Source organism: Parvularcula sp. LCG005, assembly GCF_032930845.1.
GTDB lineage: Bacteria > Pseudomonadota > Alphaproteobacteria > Caulobacterales > Parvularculaceae > Parvularcula.
This window is the reverse complement of the sequence record NZ_CP136758.1, coordinates 2,210,825-2,233,974: the sequence shown is the minus strand read 5'-3', so window position 1 is coordinate 2,233,974 and position 23,150 is coordinate 2,210,825. Positions and strand designations below refer to the sequence as shown.

At 55.7% G+C, this 23,150-nt stretch carries 25 protein-coding genes, 1 tRNA gene and 1 pseudogene; 17 read left to right on the top strand and 10 right to left on the bottom strand.

Annotated features, from left to right (window positions below):
* Positions 1 to 4: 4 nt before the first annotated feature.
* The 3 genes from RUI03_RS10560 to RUI03_RS10550 are packed head-to-tail and all read right to left on the bottom strand — an operon-like array spanning position 5 to position 4,893.
* The gene (locus tag RUI03_RS10560; RefSeq protein ID WP_317287424.1) at positions 5 to 934 is read right to left on the bottom strand and encodes a hypothetical protein; all 930 of its coding nucleotides are present in this window, start codon (positions 932 to 934) and stop codon (positions 5 to 7) included.
* 21 nt (positions 935 to 955) lie between these two features.
* Complete coding sequence (locus RUI03_RS10555; protein ID WP_317287423.1) at positions 956 to 1,624, bottom strand: DUF4391 domain-containing protein; 669 nt, start codon at positions 1,622 to 1,624, stop codon at positions 956 to 958.
* Complete coding sequence (locus RUI03_RS10550; protein ID WP_317287422.1) at positions 1,621 to 4,893, bottom strand: helicase-related protein; 3,273 nt, start codon at positions 4,891 to 4,893, stop codon at positions 1,621 to 1,623. Before RUI03_RS10550 ends, RUI03_RS10555 begins: the two co-directional genes overlap by 4 nt.
* A gap of 765 nt (positions 4,894 to 5,658) precedes the next feature.
* Between RUI03_RS10550 and RUI03_RS10545 the strand changes: the two genes are divergently transcribed.
* The 6 genes from RUI03_RS10545 to RUI03_RS10520 all read left to right on the top strand — a co-directional run bounded on the left by RUI03_RS10545 (position 5,659) and on the right by RUI03_RS10520 (position 10,671).
* Positions 5,659 to 6,288, top strand: a complete 630-nt coding sequence (locus tag RUI03_RS10545; protein WP_317287421.1) for a hypothetical protein — start codon at positions 5,659 to 5,661, stop codon at positions 6,286 to 6,288.
* Positions 6,289 to 6,290: 2 nt separating this feature from the next.
* Entirely contained in the window at positions 6,291 to 7,670 is a 1,380-nt protein-coding gene (locus tag RUI03_RS10540; RefSeq protein ID WP_317287420.1) for a hypothetical protein, read from the top strand.
* Positions 7,667 to 9,244, top strand: coding sequence for a type IV secretory system conjugative DNA transfer family protein (locus tag RUI03_RS10535; RefSeq protein WP_317287419.1), 1,578 nt, complete (start codon positions 7,667 to 7,669; stop codon positions 9,242 to 9,244). The genes RUI03_RS10540 and RUI03_RS10535 overlap by 4 nt, the downstream gene beginning before the upstream one ends.
* 15 nt (positions 9,245 to 9,259) lie before the next feature.
* Positions 9,260 to 9,589: a hypothetical protein gene (locus RUI03_RS10530; RefSeq protein ID WP_317287418.1), complete on the top strand. Its 330-nt coding sequence runs from the start codon at positions 9,260 to 9,262 to the stop codon at positions 9,587 to 9,589.
* Positions 9,570 to 9,911: a hypothetical protein gene (locus RUI03_RS10525; protein WP_317287417.1), complete on the top strand. Its 342-nt coding sequence runs from the start codon at positions 9,570 to 9,572 to the stop codon at positions 9,909 to 9,911. Before RUI03_RS10530 ends, RUI03_RS10525 begins: the two co-directional genes overlap by 20 nt.
* A gap of 109 nt (positions 9,912 to 10,020) precedes the next feature.
* Positions 10,021 to 10,671 carry a hypothetical protein gene (locus tag RUI03_RS10520; protein WP_317287416.1) on the top strand — a complete coding sequence of 217 codons (651 nt, stop codon included), beginning with the start codon at positions 10,021 to 10,023 and terminating at the stop codon, positions 10,669 to 10,671.
* A 26-nt stretch (positions 10,672 to 10,697) separates the two neighbouring features.
* On the opposite strand, the gene RUI03_RS10515 is transcribed toward RUI03_RS10520, so the two are convergent.
* Complete coding sequence (locus RUI03_RS10515) at positions 10,698 to 11,090, bottom strand: DUF3768 domain-containing protein (RefSeq protein WP_317287415.1); 393 nt, start codon at positions 11,088 to 11,090, stop codon at positions 10,698 to 10,700.
* A gap of 350 nt (positions 11,091 to 11,440) precedes the next feature.
* On the opposite strand from RUI03_RS10515, the gene RUI03_RS10510 reads away from it, so the two are divergent.
* Together RUI03_RS10510 and RUI03_RS10505 are read left to right on the top strand one after the other, a co-directional pair.
* Positions 11,441 to 11,827: a hypothetical protein gene (locus tag RUI03_RS10510; RefSeq protein ID WP_317287414.1), complete on the top strand. Its 387-nt coding sequence runs from the start codon at positions 11,441 to 11,443 to the stop codon at positions 11,825 to 11,827.
* Positions 11,824 to 12,594: a hypothetical protein gene (locus RUI03_RS10505; protein WP_317287413.1), complete on the top strand. Its 771-nt coding sequence runs from the start codon at positions 11,824 to 11,826 to the stop codon at positions 12,592 to 12,594. Before RUI03_RS10510 ends, RUI03_RS10505 begins: the two co-directional genes overlap by 4 nt.
* Here RUI03_RS10505 and RUI03_RS10500 read toward each other — a convergent pair.
* Positions 12,591 to 13,283: a hypothetical protein gene (locus RUI03_RS10500; protein WP_317287412.1), complete on the bottom strand. Its 693-nt coding sequence runs from the start codon at positions 13,281 to 13,283 to the stop codon at positions 12,591 to 12,593. The genes RUI03_RS10505 and RUI03_RS10500 overlap by 4 nt on opposite strands.
* 258 nt (positions 13,284 to 13,541) lie before the next feature.
* Here RUI03_RS10500 and RUI03_RS10495 point away from each other — a divergent pair, with 258 nt between their 5' ends.
* Entirely contained in the window at positions 13,542 to 13,982 is a 441-nt protein-coding gene (locus RUI03_RS10495; protein ID WP_317287411.1) for a recombinase family protein, read from the top strand.
* 258 nt (positions 13,983 to 14,240) lie between these two features.
* Complete coding sequence (locus tag RUI03_RS10490) at positions 14,241 to 15,068, top strand: hypothetical protein (RefSeq protein ID WP_317287410.1); 828 nt, start codon at positions 14,241 to 14,243, stop codon at positions 15,066 to 15,068.
* A 1-nt stretch (position 15,069) separates the two neighbouring features.
* Here RUI03_RS10490 and RUI03_RS10485 read toward each other — a convergent pair whose 3' ends face one another.
* Together RUI03_RS10485 and RUI03_RS10480 are read right to left on the bottom strand one after the other, a co-directional pair.
* Positions 15,070 to 15,474: an ankyrin repeat domain-containing protein gene (locus RUI03_RS10485; RefSeq protein ID WP_317287409.1), complete on the bottom strand. Its 405-nt coding sequence runs from the start codon at positions 15,472 to 15,474 to the stop codon at positions 15,070 to 15,072.
* The gene (locus tag RUI03_RS10480; RefSeq protein WP_317287408.1) at positions 15,471 to 16,334 is read right to left on the bottom strand and encodes a hypothetical protein; all 864 of its coding nucleotides are present in this window, start codon (positions 16,332 to 16,334) and stop codon (positions 15,471 to 15,473) included. Before RUI03_RS10480 ends, RUI03_RS10485 begins: the two co-directional genes overlap by 4 nt.
* Positions 16,335 to 16,670: 336 nt before the next feature.
* Here RUI03_RS10480 and RUI03_RS10475 point away from each other — a divergent pair, with 336 nt between their 5' ends.
* The 3 genes and pseudogenes from RUI03_RS10475 to RUI03_RS14765 form a co-directional block, all read left to right on the top strand.
* A complete protein-coding gene (locus RUI03_RS10475; RefSeq protein WP_317287407.1) occupies positions 16,671 to 16,952 on the top strand; it encodes a hypothetical protein in 282 nt (93 codons plus the stop codon).
* 20 nt (positions 16,953 to 16,972) lie between these two features.
* Complete coding sequence (locus tag RUI03_RS10470; RefSeq protein WP_317287406.1) at positions 16,973 to 17,263, top strand: hypothetical protein; 291 nt, start codon at positions 16,973 to 16,975, stop codon at positions 17,261 to 17,263.
* Positions 17,260 to 18,297, top strand: a pseudogene (locus RUI03_RS14765) (recombinase family protein); the annotation flags it as partial. The gene RUI03_RS10470 and the pseudogene RUI03_RS14765, both read left to right, overlap by 4 nt.
* Here RUI03_RS14765 and RUI03_RS10465 read toward each other — a convergent pair.
* From RUI03_RS10465 to RUI03_RS10455, 3 genes are all read right to left on the bottom strand, one after another.
* The gene (locus tag RUI03_RS10465) at positions 18,244 to 18,705 is read right to left on the bottom strand and encodes a hypothetical protein (RefSeq protein ID WP_317287405.1); all 462 of its coding nucleotides are present in this window, start codon (positions 18,703 to 18,705) and stop codon (positions 18,244 to 18,246) included. The pseudogene RUI03_RS14765 and the gene RUI03_RS10465 overlap by 54 nt on opposite strands.
* A 166-nt stretch (positions 18,706 to 18,871) precedes the next feature.
* Positions 18,872 to 18,948, bottom strand: a tRNA-Arg gene (locus RUI03_RS10460).
* Between the two features lie 133 nt (positions 18,949 to 19,081).
* Positions 19,082 to 19,921: a DUF924 family protein gene (locus RUI03_RS10455; RefSeq protein WP_317287404.1), complete on the bottom strand. Its 840-nt coding sequence runs from the start codon at positions 19,919 to 19,921 to the stop codon at positions 19,082 to 19,084.
* Between the two features lie 101 nt (positions 19,922 to 20,022).
* On the opposite strand from RUI03_RS10455, the gene RUI03_RS10450 reads away from it, so the two are divergent.
* The 4 genes from RUI03_RS10450 (at position 20,023) to RUI03_RS10435 (ending at position 23,089) form a co-directional block, all read left to right on the top strand.
* On the top strand, positions 20,023 to 20,301 hold the full coding sequence (locus tag RUI03_RS10450) for a DUF2312 domain-containing protein (RefSeq protein ID WP_317287403.1): 279 nt from the start codon (positions 20,023 to 20,025) through the stop codon (positions 20,299 to 20,301).
* Positions 20,302 to 20,357: 56 nt separating this feature from the next.
* Positions 20,358 to 21,014, top strand: coding sequence for a DJ-1/PfpI family protein (locus RUI03_RS10445; protein ID WP_317287402.1), 657 nt, complete (start codon positions 20,358 to 20,360; stop codon positions 21,012 to 21,014).
* Positions 21,015 to 21,107: 93 nt separating this feature from the next.
* A complete protein-coding gene (locus tag RUI03_RS10440) occupies positions 21,108 to 22,601 on the top strand; it encodes a catalase (protein ID WP_317287401.1) in 1,494 nt (497 codons plus the stop codon).
* A gap of 62 nt (positions 22,602 to 22,663) precedes the next feature.
* Positions 22,664 to 23,089 (top strand): organic hydroperoxide resistance protein, encoded by a 426-nt coding sequence (locus RUI03_RS10435; RefSeq protein ID WP_317287400.1) that lies wholly within the window; start codon positions 22,664 to 22,666, stop codon positions 23,087 to 23,089.
* Positions 23,090 to 23,150 lie beyond the last annotated feature (61 nt).

The following is a 23,150-nucleotide window of genomic DNA, read 5'->3' as shown; positions in this document are numbered from 1 at the left end:
TCTATTACTTGTGATCAATATAGTGCGGCATTAGAACAAGGCATCGCTTAACCACAGCATCTCCGGCACCTCCGCCATTCTGCATACCGCCAATATTAGAGGAAAGATAATTTCTCCAATACCCACCATTTATACCCCTGTATTCATCGCCATACTCAATTATGAAATCTCGTAATTGATTTATGGTCCTGTCTGGAATATTTTCATAATCCGAGCACTTCACTGATGATAAATTGCTGGGATATATTCGAAAGAAGGAAAGAACGCCATTAAATGCATGTTTCACATGACCACTCATTTGGTTCTTGCCGTGCAATTGGTTGAGTATCGTGCGTCTGATCTCGGAGTGGGGTGCAGTCGGTTCTTGGAGCCAAACTTCAAAATCTTCAATGGAGTACGGTGGATGGACGCTTCCTCGCTCACTTATTTGGGAGGTTTGTGCGTTTAGAACCTTGGTCAAGCCCGCATCAATCCAGTGTGCGAGCTGTTGGACTTCGGTCAATTTAATAGGTCTCGAAACACCGATGTACGAATCAAACGCATTAACTATCTCATTCGCGGGTTGGGGAATTTCGGCGATTATCTCCTCTTGACTGGAAAAGCCGTTCGTTGAAAAATTTGAGCTCCCAATCCAAGCACAGCGATAGTTTATATAAATTTTTGCATGCAATGTGGGAAGCGCATAGAGCGTGAATCTTTGAATTCGTTTATATAAAGATATAATTGGAGCTGGGTCGTTTTCAATAAAGGCGGGTGGTCTATTAAATTCGTAAGGCAAACGAGTAATAAAAACCATATCGCGTACTGTATTTTCATCTATCACCCGCAGGGCAACCTCTGAATAGTAAGGAGAGGCTACGCGTAAATTTGGTGAATCGACGATAGTTTTCAGCAAATCTGCGTCTGGGTGCGTATATAGTCGATCAATTTTCATATATCGTTTCCCGCGCGCGTATCATTGTTCATTCCGAAGGGCTTCTAACATCCCCAGAGCGCGCCTTAGCTCGGCGTTAATCACGATCCTTTTGTTGAATTGCTTTTCGCGGGCGAGCCGCGCCTTAATCCGCGCGACGTCGCGTTCTGTCGCCCAAATCGCCTCGATCCGCGCAACACGGTCGGGCAGCTTTTCACCCTGAAGCGGACGCACGGGCATCAATTCAGATAAAACCCTATCATAGAGCGCGCCGAGGTCGAGGACGCGAGGGATGGGTTTGCGTGGGTTATCCACAGGCTCCCAGCCCGCTGCGAAATACTCGCTGACCACCCACCTTGCGCTGTCTGCTTCGCTCGGGCGCTTGTAGGCAGCGATCATCTGCCGCTCTCCTCCTTTGATCAGCTCAAAGAGGATCGGGTAAGCTACCGCCTTATCGATAGCCGCGAGTACGGCATGCTCAAGCGTGGCAGCCCGGAGGCGCACCTCGAACACCTGTATCTCAGGCACGCCCGGCACGGCATTTAGATTGATCGTCTCCGGCGCCACCTTGTACGCCCACGTGATGCGGTCCACTTGGTCCACAAAGAGCTGGCGAAGCTTTTCAGGCGCGCGCGCTGCATCGTAGATTTTGGTCTTCGGGACCATGCGCCCAAATCGGGCCGCCTTTGGGTAGTCATAGCAGGCGGTCATGCAGCCTCCTGCACCACCAGGAACGCGATTAGCTCGAAGTCATCCAGCCCTGCGATGGTGTTCACGAGCGCCGATGTGCGACCGGGGGAGAACAGGCTCTCAATGTCCTTCTCCTCCTTCACGTCGATCATGGATCGGATGGCTTCACTCAACAGCTCCGACTGGCGGTTCATATTCCGCCCGTCGTCGGTCTGGTCATTGAAGAGGCGGCAGACCGCTTGGATCGGCTGGCCTTCGCCCTTGCAGCTGGCCCGCATCAAATCGAGCAGCTTCTTCACCTCGGTATGGTCCGCAACGATCTCGCCGTCGTTCGAGATGTAGACGAGATAGTACGGGTGCAGCCGGTTTTGCTGGTTGATGTTCACGCCGTCATGGATGTTGCGAAGGGCGAAGATGACCCCGGGCTCCAACCCGAGCGTTGGATCTGCCGGGACAACCGCATGCAGGCCGTTCGGCATCTTCTCCAGGTCGTCATGCTCCTTCACATAGTTGAGTAGGTCCATGCGAAAATCGTTGAGGCCAAGGTCCGTGATCGAAACTCCGGTCTTCACGTCCTCGAGCTCGATGACTTCCTCTTGGAGGCGTCGCAGCTGATCCTTGCGATAGGCGATCTCGCTTGATTTGGCGGTGAGGACGTTGTCGTCGCCGGTTGCGGTGACGTCGGCGATCATCATTCGGTTCTCGACCCGCTCCTTCAGGTTGATGTATTCGTCTAGCGTGATGTCGGGCCAGTAGTTCACCAGCTGGATTTCAGCGTTCGGGGAGCCGATCCGGTCGATCCGACCAAAACGCTGGATGATCCGCACGGGGTTCCAGTGGATGTCGTAGTTGATTAGATAGTCACAGTCCTGAAGGTTTTGACCTTCGGAGATGCAGTCCGTCGCAATCAGTATGTCGATCTCCGCATCCTCGTTTGGGAGCACGAGGTGCTTGTCCTTCGAGCGCGGCGAGAAGAGCGTGAGGATGGACTGGAAGTCGTAGCCCTTTTTGAGCGTGGTCTTTGGCGCGTCGGAGCCTGTGACCCGCCCAGAGTCTAGACCTGCAGTTTTCGCTAGGTCGCTAGCGATGTGTTGGTAAAGATAATTCGCCGTGTCGGCAAAGGCCGTGAAAATCAGGACCTTCTTGTTGCCGGGATTGATCGGCGCGTTGATCTTATCGCGAACGTGCTTCTTAAGATGCTGGAGCTTCGCGTCGTCTTCAGGCCGAATGAGATCCATCGATGCGAGCAGGGCATCAATGAGCGCGAGGTCTCCCTTTAGGTCGTGGGTCCAGGACTGCACGTCCATGTCGGCAAGGCTGATCTGAATTTTTTTACCAACTGTAAATTCGCCCAGGCCGGATAGATCGTCATCGTCAGGATCGAAATTCGCTGCGTCTTCGCTGTAGTCAGAAACCTCAAACATGCCGCCGGATCGCTCAAAGTCAGCGATGGCATCGAGCGTTCCGTTTAGGTTTGCCCTCAACGACCGTAGTGTCAGGCGGAACGCCTCGACCGAACTCTCTAAGCGCTTGAGAAGGTTGGTGGTCATCAGAGCCTGAAGGCTCCGCTCCCGGTCGGCTTGCTTCAAAGCCCCTTTACCGCCCTCGACTTCGGTATCGTATAACTCTTCGTATTTCTTGATCCGGCTGGGGAGGATATAGCTAAGGGGCGCGTAGACTGCGAGCTTGAGCATACCGAGTTGGGCAACGATCTCGTTCAGGCTCATGACGTCTTTTCGCGTCGTAAGTGGGCAATGGAACGAAAGTGGCTTCCGACGCTCGGGAAATTTTCCGATGTCCGACGTGTCATAGAAGGTTTCGATGTGCTTTCGCGACCTTGCGATCGTCACGCTATCGAGAAGCTCGAAGAAGTCGAAGTCGAGCATCTTGAGAATTGATGGGGCAGTTCGCTCCTCAATCGGAAGTTTCGACCAGGTGTTGAAGGCCGTCTGCGCTCGGCGAAAAATCTCTTCCACACTGCTTTGGGACTTGAGCTTCTTACTCAGACTTTCAGATTGACCCTCATATGCGAGTGCCAGCTGATTTCGTAGGTCTGTGAAGCGATTGTTCACCGGCGTCGCAGAGAGCATCAAAACTTTGGTTTTCACGCCCTCGCGGATAACCTGGTTCATCAGTTTTTGATATCTGGTCTCTTTGTCCTTGTAGATATCATTGTTGCGGAAATTGTGAGATTCATCAATCACAACGAGATCGTAGTTGCCCCAGTTCACGCGGTTTAGCGGTATCCCGAAAGAGTCGCCGGTAGTGCGCGACAAATCCGTGTGACACAACACATCATAATTGAAGCGGTCTTTCGAGAAGATGTTGGTTTTCAAGTTTGTATTGAAATTCAGCCAGTTGTCGGCGAGTTTCTTAGGGCACAAGACCAGAACCGCACGGTTGCGCAGCTCATAATATTTGATGACCGCGAGAGCAGTGAATGTCTTTCCAAGGCCGACGCTATCGGCAAGAATGCACCCATTATAGGTCTCCAGCTTATTGATGATGCCTGTCGCGGCATCCCGTTGATAATTGAATAGCTTATTCCAGACGACGCTGTCCTGATAACCGGTCAAATCGTTTGGAAGAACGTCCTCATCGACCTGTTCGAGGAATTCTCGAAAGAGGTTGTAGAGGATTAGGAAATATATCCTCTCCGGCGAATTCTCTTGGTACACGGACTCAATATGTGCGCAGATCGCTTCCGTCACATCTTCCAGCTTCTCTGAATCGGCCCAAATTTGGTCGAACAAATCCAGGTAGGTGTCGGTGTACGGCGCGGCGTTGAACCGATTGACGATGTTCGAAACAGCGTCGCCCTTCTGATACCCAAGATCGACAGCGGTGAAGCCGTTTATGGGCATGTATGCAGCTGGCTCCTTCTGCCCGTCCACGCACATAAATTGCTGCATCGCCGAGCGGGTTTTGTTCGATTTGAAGCGCGCTTTCTTACGAATCCAATCCGCGCATTCGCGGGCAATCGCCCGCTGCGTGAGCTTGTTACGAAGCTGAATTTCGAACTCCGAGCCGTACAGACTGCGTTCTCGCTCAGCGCGCGGAATGAAAAATTCACGCCGTTCTTTTCGTAGCTTATCGGTCACTCCCTCAGGCACGAACGTCGGTGCTGTGAAAATGAAATCCACACCGTCGACCTTTTGCAGCTCGGATTTCAAGGCTTCGAACGCGTAAATTGAGAAGCAGGAGGCGGCAATTTTCAACCGGTCGCCGCGACCTATCGTTTGGCGCAGGTCTTCGCCAAGCAGCGTGGTGATATTGTCGATGACTCTCATGCCTTGCGCCTCACATCGGATTTTGGAGCACGCTCGGTGGGCTTTTCGAGATTCGGATGGGCGTCGATGTAGTCGCGCATGAACTCGCGAATGACCTGAGCCGCTGGCCGGTCTTGTCGTCGGCATGTCTCTAGGAAGCGCTCCCGGAGGTCACGCTCAATGCGAATGCGAAGGCCCGAATCTTTCATGAAGATGAGTGTACCCAACGGATACACATATCGCGAGCATTTTTTCACCGGGTTCAGAGCGGTAAAGCTGACGCGCATCCAACCCGCGAGAGGGTTGGCCCATGTTTCCAAAGAGCACGGGCAGGCTCTTTGGTCGTGATCCAACGCACGAAAGCGTTGGTCATGGGAGTATCGGGGGCAGCCGGAACGCTCCCCTGATTGGCGGGTGCCCTCGGCCCATTACCCTGACGAGAGATCCATCGACGATACGATGGCATGGCGGATGAAGGCTCAATGCCTGACAGTCGCCACAGCCGGGGGGGATGCAACGGGGGCGCGCAGCGGGCCCCCTTGCCAAGATCGCGTGGTATTACCACGCACATCTTGCGTACAACGCTAAATCCGCTGATCTCAATTGTAGGACCAACGCCTGTCGCTCAGAGCGAACAATTTCCGCATCCGAAACGGTGCTGAAAAGGACTCGTGATGACATTCGTTGACTGGCGATCTCGGTAGCGCTCCCACAATTATGGGTTGCCAGCCGCGAAATTTTTCGGATTAAAATTGTTCCTGGGAATGGACAGAGGTTACGGGGGATATGTCTCAAGAAGACGTATACGGAACAGTCGTGCGCGCGAGGCGCTCGGCTGCACCAACAATGACACAACATCATCAGCTTGCCGAGCATCGCTCGGGTGGTACGCCGAAAATCATTCAAGTGATGGACGCAGTGATGAAGCGTGTCAGCACTTACGGCGGCACGCTGGCACTCATCTACCTGTTCGTGGGAGAATTCGTGCTGCCGGAGCCGTTGAAGGCCTCCACGGTTGTGGCAGAAAAAGTGGGGACGACCACTGCAAAAAGAGAGCTGGTCGCTGCGCCAGGTCTAGCCGATGCGAGGCGCATACAGGCCGAGGGTGAGCGCGATGCTATCGTCACGCAGGCGCACGGCAAAAGCGATGCCGCCGCTATCGAAGCGGAAGGCCAGGCACAGGCCAGACTGACCATTGCCCCTGCAGAAACCGAATTCATCCGCCAGACGGAGACGCAGCGTGCGCGGATTGCCGCTGCTCAGGCCTGCGAAGTGCAGCGAACCCAAATTGTTCAGGATGTACAGGCCAGCTGCATGGCTCAAACAGGCCGGTGGTCCGAGTGCTCTGTGCGGGCGAAGATGGCGGCATCTGCTCCCTGTGAAGAGTTCGCTGATATCCAAAATTCCGGAGGCTGATCATGAAAACCCGTGCTTTGGCAGCCTGCCTGTTGGCTGGCGGCTGCGCCGCATCTGCGACTGGTCCAAAATTCCACGTTGTTGAACCTGAATACGTCGCGCCGCGTCCCGGCGAAGTCGTGGCCCAGGTCTCGCCCGATCAGATCGTTGTGTACCGAACGAAGGTCACGGACCGAACGCCGGTGCGATGTGATGACCTCAAGTCAGAGATCGACCGCGTTGATGCGCATATCCGCCAGCTTCAGAGCAATTGGCGAGGTGTGTATGGTCTAGCTGGTCAGGTTCGTGGCTTTGAAATGATCACGGGCACGCCCCAGCAACAGGTTGCCAATCTGCAGCCCTATCGGAACGAACTGACGCGAAGCTATAAGGCCTGCACTCAGCAAGCGCGTGCCTATGAAGTCAATCCGGTGATCCTGGCAAGCACTGATCCCGGGCTGCCGCCCCAGGCGGCGGAGCACCTGGCTGGCGGCAAGTTCATCAACAACGTAGTGACGTTCCCAACGGCTGATTTTGCCGAGCTGGCTCAGGGGCGCTCTTGTCTCGTGCTGCACGACTATACAGGCAAGCCGATCCCTGTGCGCGCTGATACGAGCGATCCGTATCGTTTCGCAAATCCGTATGCCAACACTTACCTGACTGCAGCGCAGGCTGTCGCTCGCGATGAGGATATCGCATCCAGACTTTCCAATGTCGAAAAGCGGATTGGGGACCTGCGCTACAGCCTGCAGTTCAACAAGGCCAACATGGGCGGCTCCTGCAAAATGCCGGAGCAGAGAGCCATTCCTCCGAGGCCTACGAATGTGCTGAGTCCGGAGGAAGTCGAGTATCAGGCGACGGCTGCCTGCGTCGACCAGATTTACACGCGCTTCAGCCAGTCAGAAGGCTCGGAAGTTTTCACCCGTCGTGGCCGCTACGAAGAGATCGAAATGTGGGATCACTGGCACAAGAATGGGGATTACAAGAAAGCCTGCGGTCTCAATCAGATTACAGACGAGGAAGCCTTCGAGGCTGGTGCAAGGGCCAAGCTGCAGAGTCTGGTGATCGGCAGGGTTGCGTTCGTCCGGGAGGTCGATGAACTCTACGGAAAATGCCTTTCGCGAGCGACGAATGCCTGCAATGCGAAGCAAAGCGAATGGGAGCGGCAGCGCGATGCCATTATTGCTGAGCCCCGCAGAGCCTATTCGGACTGCACACAAATGCAGGCCGAGTTGAAAGAGCTGACCGAGAAACTACCCATCTTCCAATCCGCCGCTGAAGCGACGCAGGAGAACAAGCAGCGCTCGCTCAATGCTCTGTACTCACAGGGCGATGGTTATGCGGATGCAGCGGCCCTGCGGTGCGGTGCGAGCGAGAACGTCATGGCCAATGCTAGGCCATGAGTTTTCCGCTTCTGCCGCGTGTCGATCCTGACGATCCGAGTGATGGCCAGGAGGCTCTTGCCACGGCGGGGTTTCTGGCCTCGTCCGTGGCGCAGCGGGCGTTCGGCATCACAAATCTGGATGATGCCCGCGACCGCATCATTCTGGGCAGGAGCGGCAACCGCATTATCGGTTATACGGATGATCGCCATCTGGTGACTTTGGCGGGATCGCGCTCCGGTAAAGGCGTCTCGCAGATCATCCCTAACCTGCTGCATTACGGCGGCTCGGCTGTCGTGATTGATCCCAAGGGGGAGAATGCCAGCATCACGGCGCGCTTTCGCGCGAAAGTTTTAGGGCAAAAAGTCGTCGTCCTCGATCCCTTCCGGGTTGCGCATGTGCCTGAAGAGCTTCGCGGAAGGCTGAACTTCTTTGGCTATATTGATCCCGACGATCCTGAAGTTGTTGATGACGCCAGCGGCCTGGCCGACGCCTTTATGGTCAACACGGATGAGCGCGATGCCCATTGGCACGAAACTGCCCGGGCTTACCTGAAAGCGCTCATCCTGTGGATCGCCTCGAGCGCGCCAGATCAATACCGCACGCCGTTCCACCTGCAGGATCTGGCGTTCAGAGGGCTGGCTGAAAGCGAAGGTCAGCAGCCGTCTCTCGACCTGCTGCTTGATTATATGGCGGCAGAAGAAGGCTTTGGCGGGGCGGTCTCCTCGATTGCGACCATGATGATTGATATGGGAGAGCGTGAGAGAGGCTCGGTCCTTTCCACTGCGCGCCGCAATGTCGAGTTCCTTCAGACAGGCCCGATGGCTGTGTGTCTTTCAGGCTCGACATTCGATCTGAAAGACCTGCGCTTACCTCAAGGGATGACGATCTACCTCGTCCTCCCTGAATGGCGCTTGGCTGCTCACGCCCGCTGGCTGCGCCTGATGATAACGCTCAGTCTGCAGACCTTGCAGCGCACGCCCGCTTCAGATGAAAGCCTACCGGTCCTGTTTCTGATGGATGAGTTTGCAACGCTGGGAAAGCTCCAGGCGATCGAGCGGGCTGCCTCTTACATCGCCGGGTTCAAGGTGAAGCTGTGGTCAATCCTGCAGGATCTGGGTCAGCTCAAGGACATATACCCCAAACGCTGGGAGACCTTTATCGGCAATGCCGGGATGGTGACAGCCTTCGCCAATACGGACCTTACTACGCTCAAATATCTCTCTGAAAAGCTGGATGACACCGAAGTCTTGCGGGTGCGTGAGTCCGTGAATGTCTCCATCACGACAGCTGACACCCATGCCGGACTGGCAAAGCTTCTGGCAAGCGTTGGCGCTGACAAGTCCGGCAGTATGCCTATGTTCGGGGCAGAGTCGCACCAGACCGGCGGCGGCGCACAGAATTCCTATTCTCCTGAACTGGTCCGCAGCCGCCTGATGCTGCCCGATGAAATTGCCCGGTATTTTGGGCGGCGCAATCATCCGGAGTCGGATTACGCCCTCTGCCTGCCAGCGGGCCTGCGCCCCATGCGGCTTCAAAAACTCCGTTACTTCGCCGATGAGCCGTTTCGCTCTCGTGCCACGCCCCTTGCCTAAACAGGAGAAGCTAAGATGTCGGGAAAGTATGGAGATTTTCACCCGAAGCTCACGGGCTCGCTTGTGAAGTCATTTAAGGCTGCAAGGGAGCCCGAAGATCATACTGAAAAGTCATCGAGCACTGATGCCTTGGCACCACGCCCTCAGCGCGCGCCGCGCCCGGGCGGGGCGCTTGGAGAGATGGCGAACCAGGTGGACAGAAAGGTGTTTGCCGACAGATTAAGGGCCGAGGAAGGCAGGCTTGATGCGAAAAATATCGAGAGAAATAAAAAGCTTACGAACAATATTTCCTCCGCATCAGGTGCGCGGAGTAAACTCAAGGACGATGACAAAATCTCTCGCTGATCCGGACTTTTCAAATTTAACTCACTGGTCTCAGAAAAAGACCTACCTCCTGCAGTGTCCGGATGGAGTGGCACGAACATTCACGCTTACGCGAAAAGAGTGGTCGTATTTTTATTATCTGAAGCATCATGGTCTGTTGACGATGCATTGCCTGATGGATGCAGCCGTAGAGACCGCACGGACAGCTCAGCCGGAATATTTTGAGCCCGCATTGCGCTGGGCATTCAGAGAATTTCTATTGGAACTATTTGAGCATCAGGTTGCGTTGACGGATGCGTCAATAAGAGAAGAGGCTTATTTTCAGCATAGGCCATTGGATTGATGAAAAAAATCAGCGCTTAAAAATCGAGTTTCTCAAATTGGCAGCAATTGATCATCTGGTAATTCCCAGTCTAACATGACTTCGGGGACGTACTTCTAGAGAGGTGGAGATGGAAATCGATTTTGGTAATGTCCTACAGTACGTAGGCGATCCGGCGATATGGGGAGGACCGTTGGGAGGAGTCGCTGGTTACTTGCTGAGAAGGCACATCGATAACGCTGACAAGGCCCGAAAAGCTAAAGACCAAATCGCAAAAACTGTGGTTGGTGTCCAAGCGCGCTTAGCTGCTATTTCGTTTGATGGGCTGGGAACTGACATTAAGTGGAGTGTGGACAAACCTCAGTGGGCTAAACTTTCCATATTCGAAGGTATCGACAAACGGCTGGAAGATGCCATTCGAGTTTGTGAAAACGGGGCATTATCGCCTGTAATCCGTAGGCGGATAGAAAAGTATCGCGAGAGTATCTCGGTCTTCGCCGAAAGGTGGTATCATACAAAGGCAAGAAATCGGGACGGATTTTGGAAGGACTATAATTCTACCAAAAAAGACATGCACAACGTACTAGAATCAATTGAGCATCTGGGAGATTTTAAAGAGGCCATCTTGGAGGGCGTTGAAACTGACGATTCCGAATTCGCCCCAGATATTAACCAGTCGCATGGTCCCGATGGAAAGCCAAGTCCAAACACTTTTGGGTATGGGGCAACAAGCAATAGCGCACCGTCATCTTTAGGACCGATGATAGTGCGCCTTCGTTGAATCGTCCGATGAGGATCGAAAGCAGCTCAATATTCACTTGCTAGCATGATGGTTAGGACCCGGTACGAGCTGCTCGGGTCTTCCGGATGCTCGCTGCCATACATGCAGCTGTCATCGGCATAGTAGTCGATCTTCCAGAACACTTTCCCGGCTTCCGCATGATCCAGAGAGCCAAAATCGTGCTCGCCATATGGATCATTATCCTCCGTAAAACTGTCAAATCCGCGTACCCTGGCCAGTATGTCGACTTGAGCCAGTGGTGAGAGTTGTGTGATGCCGGAGGTCAGCAGAAACGTCCCCGGAACATCGGGTCTGCCGAATACGGGAATATGAAGCCGGGACCGGAACCGGTCATTGAGTGTTGCGATCGCCTGAGCTTTCTGGGCGTGGGTTGAAGCGCGGCTTTCTTCGTTTTGCATGGTGATGCCTTTCAGTTCGTGGCCGGTTCATTCCGACCATTGAACCGAAAAGGCCTGGCCGATACGGGCGTGATTGCACCGGCGAAGCCGGGAAACCCCTACACGGGCCTTTGCCTGGGCCCTCCCTGCCAGAGGCAAAGGCTGGCGCGGGCCGGGGTTGCAAACTCAGCCCTCGGTCAGGCAAGGTTCAAGTGATGGTCCGGAGTGGCCGCGCCATCGGCTGAAAGCGCTACCTTGGCCTAGATTTGGAAGCTCAGCTCACAATCCGTCCAAGCAGCTTCGGCGCACGTTTAATTCGTACACGGTATTTTTCATAATTCTTTAAGCTTCGGCGTGTATACTGTTGTGAAATGACAACGGAGACACAGCGCGAAACGGAATTCCTGGGCAGACTGCCTTTGCCTCAGCGTATCGATGTTATGCGGGGCATGGTCGACCTGCTGGAAAGCAAGCCAGGCACATCTGAAGATTGGCGGATCAGCGAGCGCGCCGTGCTGTGCCAAAAGACCAAAAGCCTCGTACGCCTGCGTCTCAGCAATCATCACTGGCATATCCTCGACAATCTCATTCTGGGCTGTCCCGATCTGCAATCCTATTATCTGGAGCCTTTCAGGGACGCGGGCGCGCACGGCGCTGCAGCGCATCGCGTGATGAGGAAGCACATCCGTCTCAGCCTTGAAATCCTTCACCGCCGTCTGGCTGAAGCTGAAGCAATGGCGCAGGAGTGCATGGCATGAGCTTCCTTGTAGAGACATTTAATGAGAGCAGCGGCCAGAACGGAAAGCTGCTCGACAGGTCACCGAAGCTTGAGGCCTCGGCTCTATTGGCTGATGTCACCTCTGAAGAAACATCACCAGGGCATAACGTCTATGCCAATCAGGAGATTACCGCCTCCAACGTGATGCAGGAGCACCGCGAGGATGAGCTGGAAGCCAAGGGCTATATCGCGCCGCAGGGCGGCAGCGAGGTCTTCTTTGAGAGAGACCGCGAAAAGAAGAAGGATGCTGAAGAGGTAAGCCTCGATATGATGGCCGATGAGGCTAAGAAAACGCTGAACCGCATACTGAATGTCGGCGGGTTCGAGTTCGATGTGGATGCCTGGGCAGAAATCGGCGAAGAGTTTCTGAGTGATCCCGCCAAGCGCAAGGCGTTTCTGGATAACGTCGTTGCCGAAAACCCTGGCATGGACCGCGACCGCGCGGAAGTCGTCCTTATCGAAACATTCGAGATTATGGCGAGGGTCAGAAGCGCAAGAGATCAGGGACAGGAACCTGATGCGGCCGACATGGCGCGCCTTGAAGAAATCGCGCAGGAAAATCCTGATGTGATCGAGGCTGCTCAGAAAGAGGTTGAGCGAAACAGCGACCGAAATTTTGGAACGAAGATGTCATTCCAAGACAATCCAAATCGCGACGGGGCAGTTGAAAGTGCTGTGGAGCTGGATGAGCCGGTGGAAGAGCTGGCCAGCACGTCTTCGCCAGCGTTTTTCGGTGGACCGGCCTAATCGAGTTGAAGTGAGGCCTGACGACGCCGTGCGTCCAGCTTGTCCTGAATGGCCGGATTATAGGCAAAGCGGTCATATCCGGCAAAATCAAAGTCAAATGTCGCCCCTGAGCGGGTGACGTATTCCATCTGACCCTCTCCATCCTCCGGGCGAACAACGAAAAGTACCAGCTTGCCGCCTTCCTTCTGTTCCGTGCGCCCCATATAGGCGATACGAAACTTATCTTCTCTGGTGTATGTCATCGCGTCATCGACGTAACCACACCGATTGAAATCCGGCTTGGTTGCCATCAGACGTTCACAGTCCTTGTAGGCTGCATCCTTGTTGAAGCTGAGACGCGGCGGGTCCACATCTTCAAACTCGACATCATGAAAGCTGCAGTCTGTGACCACATCGCGCACAGCCGCCTTGGTAGGCTGATGGCGCAAGGAGGCGTTGGTCTCCACGACATATCCCTCAGAGCCATCTGCGCTGCAGGTGAAATAGGTTGCGAGGCGGCCTTTGGGTGTAACGCGGTCAGCGGCCATGAGGACGATTTGTCCGCGATTGCCGGTCAGCTCTGCCATGACAGCGCCGGCATCACCGGCCAGTTTGTCCTGAGCATTGGCCTGCGTGCCCAGGCCGCTCAATCCGGCGAAGAGGGCAACGGCGGCGCTTTTGGCAGCGCGGGAAGTAGCAGAATGACGCATAATACTCTCGTCCCTCATATAATGGGACACCTCAATTATGCTCGGCACTATACAATAATCACGAAATATTGTCGAATCTAAAACGATCGTTTTAAAGGCTCACTATTTCGATTGACTTAAAGAAGGCACGAAGTAAGTTGTTTAAAGGCTTTGAGAGACCAGACGCCTCAGCGAAAACGGCCATCACGAAAACGATCGTTTTCCCGCAATGGCGTTCCGGCCTTCAGCCCCGCTCAACGGACAACCAGGAGGATCGCCATGCTTGTCGGCTATGCCCGCAAGTCGACCGCAGACCAGTCGCTAAACCTTCAAATCGACGCGCTGAAGGCGGCGGGCTGCACCCGCATTTTCCGGGAAACGGGTTCAGGGGCTGACAAGAAGCGGCCTGAGCTCAAGCGCGCTTTGGCGGCTCTGGGCGCAGGTGATGTGCTGGTTGTCTGGAAGCTGGACCGCCTGGCGCGGTCCCTGCGGCATCTCACCGACATCGTCACCGATCTGGAGGCGCGCGAGGTGGGCTTCCGCGCGCTACAGGAGCCAATCGATCTCACCACCAGTCAGGGCAAGTTGATCTTTCACATCATGTCGGCACTGACGGAGTTTGAGCGGGAAATTATCAGGGAGAGAACGCTGGCCGGTCTGGCCGCCGCCAGAGCGCGGGGCCGCGTGGGCGGCAGGCCCAAGAGATTTGTTGAAACCTAAAAAATTTGGAAAACGTTAAACGAATCGGTTTGCTATGGCTTAGGTGAAGATGAATGATCGACGGACGAAGCCTGATCTATTCGCTCACAGCTCTCGGAACCATCTTCACTGATTTCTGCCTCAGAATTCGGTAGCATACCTTCAGTTTTTATAAAGTATGCAAGGCCAACTGCCGAATAAAATATCGCAGCTAAAGCAAACAAAGCTATTACTGGCTCTCGAGCCTCATTCTCATTTGAGAGGAATTTCCTTATGCTCATGGATAATCTTCGTAAAGAAGTAATTGATAAAAGTAAAGTATTATCTTTAATTCAATATATATCTACTGCTGTATCGGGGTTTGGCTTGATATCATCTTTGACAATATATTTATTGAAGGATTCAATAAAGTACGGTCAAGAAATATCCATTATCATAGCTCTTGTAACGGTGGCATTGCAGCTCATCGCGAATGCTTACTTGATAACTGGTCAAGCACGTATCGCGATGAGTAACTTAGTGGAGTTTGCACTAAAACAATCAGATATTCTGGCGAGAACAGGATCGTTCATTGAGAGAGTCGGATATGCTCATTCAGCGGCAAAAATTGTCGCTGACAGGGCGGAGCAAGCCATTTTTGTTCGCAACGTATATGTGATTGATGACGGCATTCCGAAGTATGTGGAAGGTATTGAGGATCGTTATGTTACGGTTCTCAAAAAACCTGGTGCACACTGGCAGGACGTTTTGAGTACTAATAACGCAGGACAAGATCGAGCAAAGTCTGTTTCGAAAGCGATCGGTCCTTCCAAAAACAGACCCGGGACGTACCGCGCCAATTTTGTTTCTGAGTCAAGTGTCTTAAATTTCGTGATCCTGCAGTTTGACGGCCAAGACTCCGAGCGTGAGGTTTACTTCGGTTGGGGACTTCAATCAGAAGAACCCAATGGCTACGTCTTCCGCACTCGCAGTGAATACCTGATTGGAATGTTCGAATCCTATCATAGGGCGTTGTGTCGGAAGTCTACCGCCTCGTTTGACGTCGAAAATTTTGAAGACCTTGAGAAAAAACTTCTCGACCTCATCCCTAAGCAAGATAGCGCCTGAGCTATCCTAAATCTTCGGAGAAATATCGATTTTTGTAGGCTTTGGCTAAGTGCCTTATTTTCTTGGTTGAAAAGATCTCCGGTTTAAATACTGGAGCGCTCCTCACTGACGCTTCTGCATAGAGACGTGCATGCGTCGCCTCCCTGAGCACTCGCTGCGTGGCTGCATCTGACCACTGAGCAATATCGAGTGGCCGGTGGTTATGGTGATCGCGCAAGTGGGGATTTGCGCCAGCCTCACTTAGGAGCACGTAGGCAGTCAGCGCATTGCCGTAGCGCGCTGCCTCATGCAGCGCGGTTGAGCCGCACTCTTTTGACTGCGCATTAATGGATTTCGGACTTTTGGCGTGGATCTTCCGAATGGCTTCCAGATCGCCATTCCGAGCGGCATCGAAGAGTTCCTTCATGGCGCATCTCCCGCGCAAAACGCCGTTACCTGCCTAAGCGTGGATATCTCGTCTTTATTTGATATTTCCAGCAAAGCGGTGGCGCAGATAGAGCCTTCCACAACAATGGAAGCATCTGGCGCATCCCCGCTCAATCGAAGCGTCCCTAAAACGGGATTATCCGTGCGGGGATCAAGGAGGCAAAAAGCCTGCGATGATTTACCCGGAATAACCACGCCGGGGCGCACGGCGCAGCGCCTATCGGTGAGGCCACCACCAAGGTTGGCTTCACCCGCCCGGATAATCATGTGGCAGATACCAAAGCGTCTTTGCGTCAAAGGCTGCACGGAGAGGAAAGCCAAGAAACCGTCCGGTAAGTCCGGCAATCCATCGAACCGGTAGAGCGCGTCCGGGATGGCCGCAGCCCGGTCGAGCGCATGGCTGCCAATAAACTCGGAAAGCGTGTGTCCCAGCCTCTCCAGGTAACCGTCGAGACGGAAGCCTCTGGCAATGATGGGATGCTTGGCCTTCACGTAGAGATCGAGAACGGCCCAGATCGCAAAAGATGAGTCCTTTCCCGCGAGGAAGTTGCGCAGATTGCGTCCATGAAAAGGATGCGAGGCATCGTCAGGGGACTCGAACCATGACCGCTCCAGCCCGGTAATAAGACCGTGGCTTTCAGCACGGATCAGCTGGCGGATGATGTCATCAGCGTATTTGTGGACGCCTCCGGAAAAGGCAGCAAAATCATCCAGCACGGCGAGATAAAGCTGGCGCTTGTAAAAGGCCGAGTAGCTCTCTTCCGGTCTAGCCACCAAGCTTTCGCTCACAGCCCTTGCCTGGCTTCTGTCCTTGCCGATGACATTCATTGCCGTGAACATCGATCTCTCTCCGTTTAGCGTCGCATCTGTGTCATAGCTTAAAAGGAGAGGCTCCCGCCATGTCATCAAATGTCATCAGCTCAAATCCCTTCTGCCCGGACTGCGAGGGCGGATACGGTGCGCCGTGTTCCTGTGCGCATACCCGCCACCCCTGGCTCTGGAAGCCGGAGGACCCGACTTATCCTCCGTACAGGAAATAATTCCTTCCAATCGGTTGGTTGAATATGTTACTGTAGAACAAACACAGAACATATGCAATTTGCAGCCGGACATTTCAGCAGTGCCCGGACGGTTCTGTGTGTTTTTTTTCAACTCCAAAACGAAAGAAGAAAGACCATGAGCAAGAAACAATTGCCTGAAGCCACCATCCAGGACGGCGCAATCAAGGCCACTATCTGGCGCAATGAAGGGGACAACGGCCCGTACTTCGCCACCACTATCACGCGTACCTATCGTGATGCCGCTGGCAATCCCAAGGAGACGAACAGCCTGGTCGGCACGGACCTGCTGCGGGCAGCCGAGCTGGCGCGCGGGGCCTATGCCCGCAGCCGCAAGCTGATGAAGGAAGCCAGGGGCGCGCAGGCTGGTGACAATCTCGACGACGGCCCGAGCCGCTGAGCCAGGAGGATCTTCAAACTATGACTGGACCACCTGACTCTCACAGCCCAGACTCTTCCGATACCGGCCCCGGCGCACTGCGTATGGATGCGCAGCGCTACATGCATCACCTGGAAGACTGGGACATCAGCGAGGATGAAAAACATGAGTTTCTGACAATCATCTGGAATCTCATGGTCGGCTTTGTCGATCTGGGTTTTCGGCCTGATGCCAGCCGCCTTGTGCAACATTTCTCTGAACAAGCAGCAACAAAACAAACACATCCGGGTGCTGATGATGTAAACTATAGACAATCACCAAAATCAACATGACCAAAGGCGGAAGGCATACTCCGCCCCGACCAATGACAAGGAGACCGACGCATATGATGGAGAAACAAGAACTTGCGACCAAGCTGACCAAGGCCGTGATCTATGCGCGCGTTTCCAACGTCAAACAGACGACACAAGGCTCCGGCCTCAAGTCACAGGAAACGCGCTGCCGCGAATACGCCAAGTATCGCGGCCTCGACGTGGTGGAAGTCTTCACTGACGATATGTCCGGGAGTCTCACCACGCGGCCCGGCATGGTGGCGATGCTCAGCTTTCTGCGCTCTCATCGCAACAAGCAACATGCGGTCATCGTCGATGACATCTCACGTCTCGCGCGCGGGCTGGAAGCTCATTTGCAGCTGCGCGCCGCTATCCAGACAGCGGGCGGGGTGCTGCAAAGCCCATCCATCGAGTTTGGCGAGGACAGTGACTCCCAGCTGGTCGAGAACCTGCTGGCCAGCGTGTCACAGCATCAGCGCCAGAAGAACGCTGAGCAGACCAAGAACCGGATGCGCGCCCGCGCCATGAATGGTTATTGGGTGTTTCATCCTCCGTACGGCTACAAGTTTGAGCGGCGCTCTGGTGAAGGCAAGGTTTTGGTCCGCAATGAACCGCTCGCCTCAGTCGTCCAGGAGGCTCTCGAAGGCTTTGCCTCTGGCCGCTTCGAGACCCAGACGGAAGTGAAGCGCTTTTTGGAAGAACAGCCATGCTTTCCCAAAGACCGTCCGACCGGCGAGGTCTGCGTCCAGCGTGTCACCAACATCCTCACGCGCTCGCTTTACGCAGGCTATGTCGAGGTCCCCAGTTGGAATGTTGGGCTTCGGGAAGGCCGCCACGAAGGCCTGATCGACTACCAGACCTTCAAGCGCATTCAGCAACGACTGATCGACGGCAAGAAAGCGCCGTACCGTAAGGACCTGCGCGATGACTTCCCCTTGCGCGGCTTCGTGACCTGCGGTGATTGCGGCAAGCCCATGACCTCATGCTGGTCGACGGGATACAAGGGCGTGAAGCATCCTTACTATATGTGCTTCGGCAAAGGTTGCCCCAGCTACCGCAAATCCATTCGCCGCGATGACATGGAAACCGAGTTCGACGAACTGCTCGGTGACATGCAGCCTAGCCGCGATCTCGTCGACCTGTGCGGGCACGTCTTCAAGGATATCTGGGATCACCGGATCAGCCAGGCGAAGTTTGCAGCGACAAGCTTCAAGCAGAGCATCGCCCGCGTCGATGCCCAGATTGCCGGTTTCCTGGACAGGATCGTGAGCGCGTCCACGCCCTCCGTGGTCAATGCGTACGAAAAACGCATTCATCAGCTTGAAGAGGAAAAGCTCATTCTGAACGAAAAACTGCGCGACAGCGGCAAGCCTGCCAGACCCTTTGGCGAATGTTTTCGAACGGCTATGCTGTTCCTCGGAAGCCCGCAGAAACTCTGGCATTCTGGCAATCTGGAACAGCGCAGACTGGTCCTCAGATTGGGGTTTCAGGACCGAATTCCGTACAAAAGAAACGAAGGTTTTCGAACGGCCTGTCCAGCCGTTCCTTTCCAACTAATTCAAGGGCTTAACTCGAATCCGAAAGGTGGAAATATGCTATTTGAGAAGATGGCGCACCCGAAAGGATTCGAACCTCTGACCCCCAGATTCGTAGTCTGGTGCTCTATCCAGCTGAGCTACGGGTGCGTGGAAGCGGGCTTATGCCGGAGGCTTTGCGAGGATGCAACCCGGGAATGTCGCAGAAGTGGAAAAAATCGCGGGGCCCCATTCTCCGCGTGAAATCTCCAGAATTCTGCCATTCCCGGTCGCCGTTTCGGGTCTACCGCCCCAAGGCTTCGTCGCGATAGGGAAAGCGGCCATGTCGGTGGATGTCGTGCCGGTGGGACAGGGCATAGGCCATGTTGGGACTGCCCGGCAGGCGGTCCTCGAACAGGCTGACGGCGGTGTTCTGGTCGTCCAGCTCCTCGGAATGCATGAACGGGATATAGACAAAGGCGCGCTGTGCGGCGGGCAGGGCGAGGTCAAAGCCGCGCTGGATCATCAGCCCGGCGATCTTGCGGGCCTGGGCGTCATGGGCAAACGCTTTCTCTGATCCGCGATTGAGGTTGCGGGAGAACTGGTCGAGCAGGATCAGGAGGGCGAGGGCCCCCACCGGATGGTTCTGCCAGCGGCTGAGATGCCCACCGGCCGCCCGGGCGTGATGGGCGCCGAACCGCTCCTTGATCGTTGCATCGATCGTGGCGTCTTCCTGGAACTGCTTGGCGGGCGGGATCTCATCGAACCAGTAATCGATGATCGCCTTTGCGTCCGGATCGAGCTCGGGCAGGGCGATGGTCTCGACCGCCGCAACCTCCCGCACATAGGCAACGTGATCGGCGATCGCCGCCACCTTGTCCTTGGGGTCGTAATAGATCCACGCGCCGTCATGCTCGCCCGCGGCATCGAAATAGGCCGCGTCGCCCTTGTGCGGGCAATGGGTGCGGGAAGTCGTGGGCAGGTGCAGCCCGGCCCAGATATTCGCCCGCGGGAAATAGGTGACCGGCGACAGATCCCCTTCATGCAGGGACAGGGCGTTCTGGCTGGCGGCGAGAATGGCCGTGCCGCGGCGGGCGATGGTCAGGCCGTCAATGGGGGTGATGGTAATTGCAGGCTTGCTCATGGGACTCCTTGGGCATCGGGACGATTGGGGAAAACGCACTGTTGCGCATATAGGCTCGCCGTGGCCTGTTAGCCGCTCTTTTTCGATCCAGGATAGTCCCCATGGCCGACGGTACCCAAAGCTTTGACGATACCCCCGCGCGCAGCGATGCGGTGGCGGCGGATAAACTGCGCCTGTTCATTGAGCGGGTGGAGCGCCTCGAAGAAGACAAAAAGGCCGTGATGGAAGACATCAAGGAAGTCTACGCCGAGGCCAAGGGCGAGGGCTATGACACCAAGATCATGCGCCAGGTGATCCGCCTGCGCAAAATGGAACGTCATGAGCGTCAGGAGATGGAAGCGATTCTTGAGCTCTATCTCGCGGCCCTCGGCGAGGTCTGATCGGGCGCGCTGGCGCGCCGTGAACGGATGACGTATGGGGCCGGTGGAGGCCCGCCATGCACATCGTCTTTCTCGTGTTTCCCAATGTCACCCAGCTGGACATGACCGGTCCGGCGCAGGTGTTGTCGCGTCTGCCGGGGGCGAGCGTGAGCTATGTGGCGAAGACGCATGACCCGGTGCCGACGGACAGCGGCTTCTCCATTCTCCCCACCGCTACATTCGACGCCATTCAGCAGGCGGATGTTCTCTGCATCCCCGGCGGCTTTGGCATTGTCGATGTGATGGCGGACCCGGAGAGCCTGTCCTTTGTCCGGCGGATTGCGGCGGGGGCGAATTATATCACCTCTGTCTGCACCGGCGCACTGGTGCTCGGCGCGGCGGGGTGCCTTGAGGGGCGGCGTGCCACCACCCACTGGGCCTATCACGACCTGCTGGCGGACGCAGGCGCGATCCCGACCCAGGGCCGCTATGTGCAGCACGGCAAGCTGATGACCGGTGGCGGGGTGACAGCGGGCATCGATTTCGGCCTCGCGCTGGCGCGCCTGATCGTGGGAGAGCCGCTGGTCCAGAGCATCGCCAATGCCCTTGAATATGACCCCGAACCGCCCGTGCGGTTCAATCGGGAGCAGGCGGCCAGCGACCCCGTGATGCAGCGGCGGTTTGAAAAGCCCGTGGCCGACACCCGCGATGCCTTGAAGGCGGCACTGCGCTAGCTTCGAATTTTCCGATGGCCCTGATTTAGATTATCTGTTGGATCGATCATCCAGTACTGCCTAGTTTCTCCTCAACACTTCGAGGAGAAGCCCATGGCCAAGACGCCCCGCATGACGACGACCGCCGGCAACCCGATTGCCGACAACCAGAATTCCCAGACGGCGGGGCCGCGCGGTCCGCTTCTGATGCAGGACTACCAGCTGATCGAGAAGCTGGCCCACCAGAACCGCGAGCGGATTCCTGAGCGCGTGGTCCACGCCAAGGGGTGGGGCGCCCACGGCACCTTCACCGTGACGAACGACATCACGAAATACACCCGCGCGAAGATCTTCAGCGAGGTGGGCAAGCAGACGCCGCTCATCTCCCGTTTCTCTACCGTGGCCGGTGAGCTCGGCGCGGCCGATAATGAGCGCGACGTGCGCGGCTTTGCCGTGAAGTTCTATACGGAAGAAGGCAATTGGGATCTCGTCGGCAACAACACGCCGGTCTTCTTCCTGCGCGATCCGTACAAGTTCCCGGATTTCATCCACACCCAGAAACGTCATCCGCGCACGAACCTGCGCTCAGCCACAGCCATGTGGGATTACTGGAGTCAGAGCCCCGAGGCGCTGCACCAGGTGACGATCCTGATGTCCGATCGCGGCTGCCCGAAAACGCCAATGCACATGAACGGCTATGGCTCCCACACGTTCAGCTTCATCAATGCGGACAATGAGCGGTTCTGGGTGAAGTTCCACTTCAAGACCCGTCAGGGTCATGACTTCTACACCAATGCGCAGGCCGCCGAGCTGATCGGCAAGACCCGTGAGGGCTATCAGGAAGCCCTGTTCGACGCGATCGAAGAGGGGCGCTATCCGAAATGGGACGTAAAGGTCCAGATCATGCCGGAGGAGGATGCCGACAAGACGTCCTACAACCCCTTCGATCTGACCAAGGTCTGGCCCCATGACGAATATCCGCTGATCGATGTCGGCGTGATGGAGCTGAACCGCAACGCGGACAATTATTTCGCCGAGATCGAGACGGCGGCGTACAGCCCGTCCAACATCGTCCCCGGCATTGGCTTCAGCCCCGACAAGGTGCTGCAGGCGCGGATCTTTGCCTATGCCGATGCCCACCGCTACCGGATCGGCACCCATTATGAGCAGCTGCCGGTGAACCAGCCGAAATGTCCCGTACATCACTACCACAAGGACGGCGCGATGAATGTGATGGGCCAGATGACCGGTGCGCGCGATGCCTATTACGAGCCGAACTCCATGGGCGGCGCGACGGAAAGCCCGGCCTATGCCGAACCCCCGCTGAAAATCTCGGGCGATGCAGACCGCTACAATCATCGGGAGGGCAATGATGACTACAGCCAACCCCGGGCGCTGTTCGACATTTTCGACGCGGCCCAGAAGCTGCGCCTTTACGAGAACACGGCCGAAGCTATGTATGGCGTAGATGACGCCATCATCGACCGCGCGCTCGAGCACTATGATCAGATTTCCGTCGAGTACGGGAATGGGATCCGCGCTGCCCGTGCGCGCCTGTCCAAATCCATGGCAGCGGACGCCGCTCGCCAACAGGATGTGGACGGCTGATCAGCGGCGTCATGACCAGACGAGGGCGGCATTGGGCCGCCCTTTTTTCTCGGAGGAACACAATGTCCGTAGATGTAAAATACAAGACGTCCGCCACAGCCACCGGCGGTCGTGACGGCAAGGCGAAAACGGAAGATGGCACTTTCGCCGTCAAGCTGAGCACACCAAAGGAACTGGGCGGCGCTGGCGGCGAGGGGAATAATCCTGAGCAGCTGTTCGCGGCGGGCTATTCGGCCTGTTTCCTTGGCGCGATGAAGGCGGTGTCGAAATCGGTCGGCGTGGCTGTGCCGGATACGACAGAGGTGAAAGCCAATGTTGGTATCGGTCCACGGTCCGAGGGCGGTTTTGGCCTGACGGTGGATCTGGCAGTTTCCCTGCCGGGCGTCGACAAGGCCGACGCGCAGAAGCTGGTGGAGGAAGCGCACAAGGTCTGTCCGTATTCCAACGCAACCCGCAACAATATCGATGTGGGCCTGAGCGTCGTCTGACAGCGCTGACCCATCCAAAACGAAAAAGGCGCCTCTCGGGGCGCCTTTTTTTGGGGGCGGA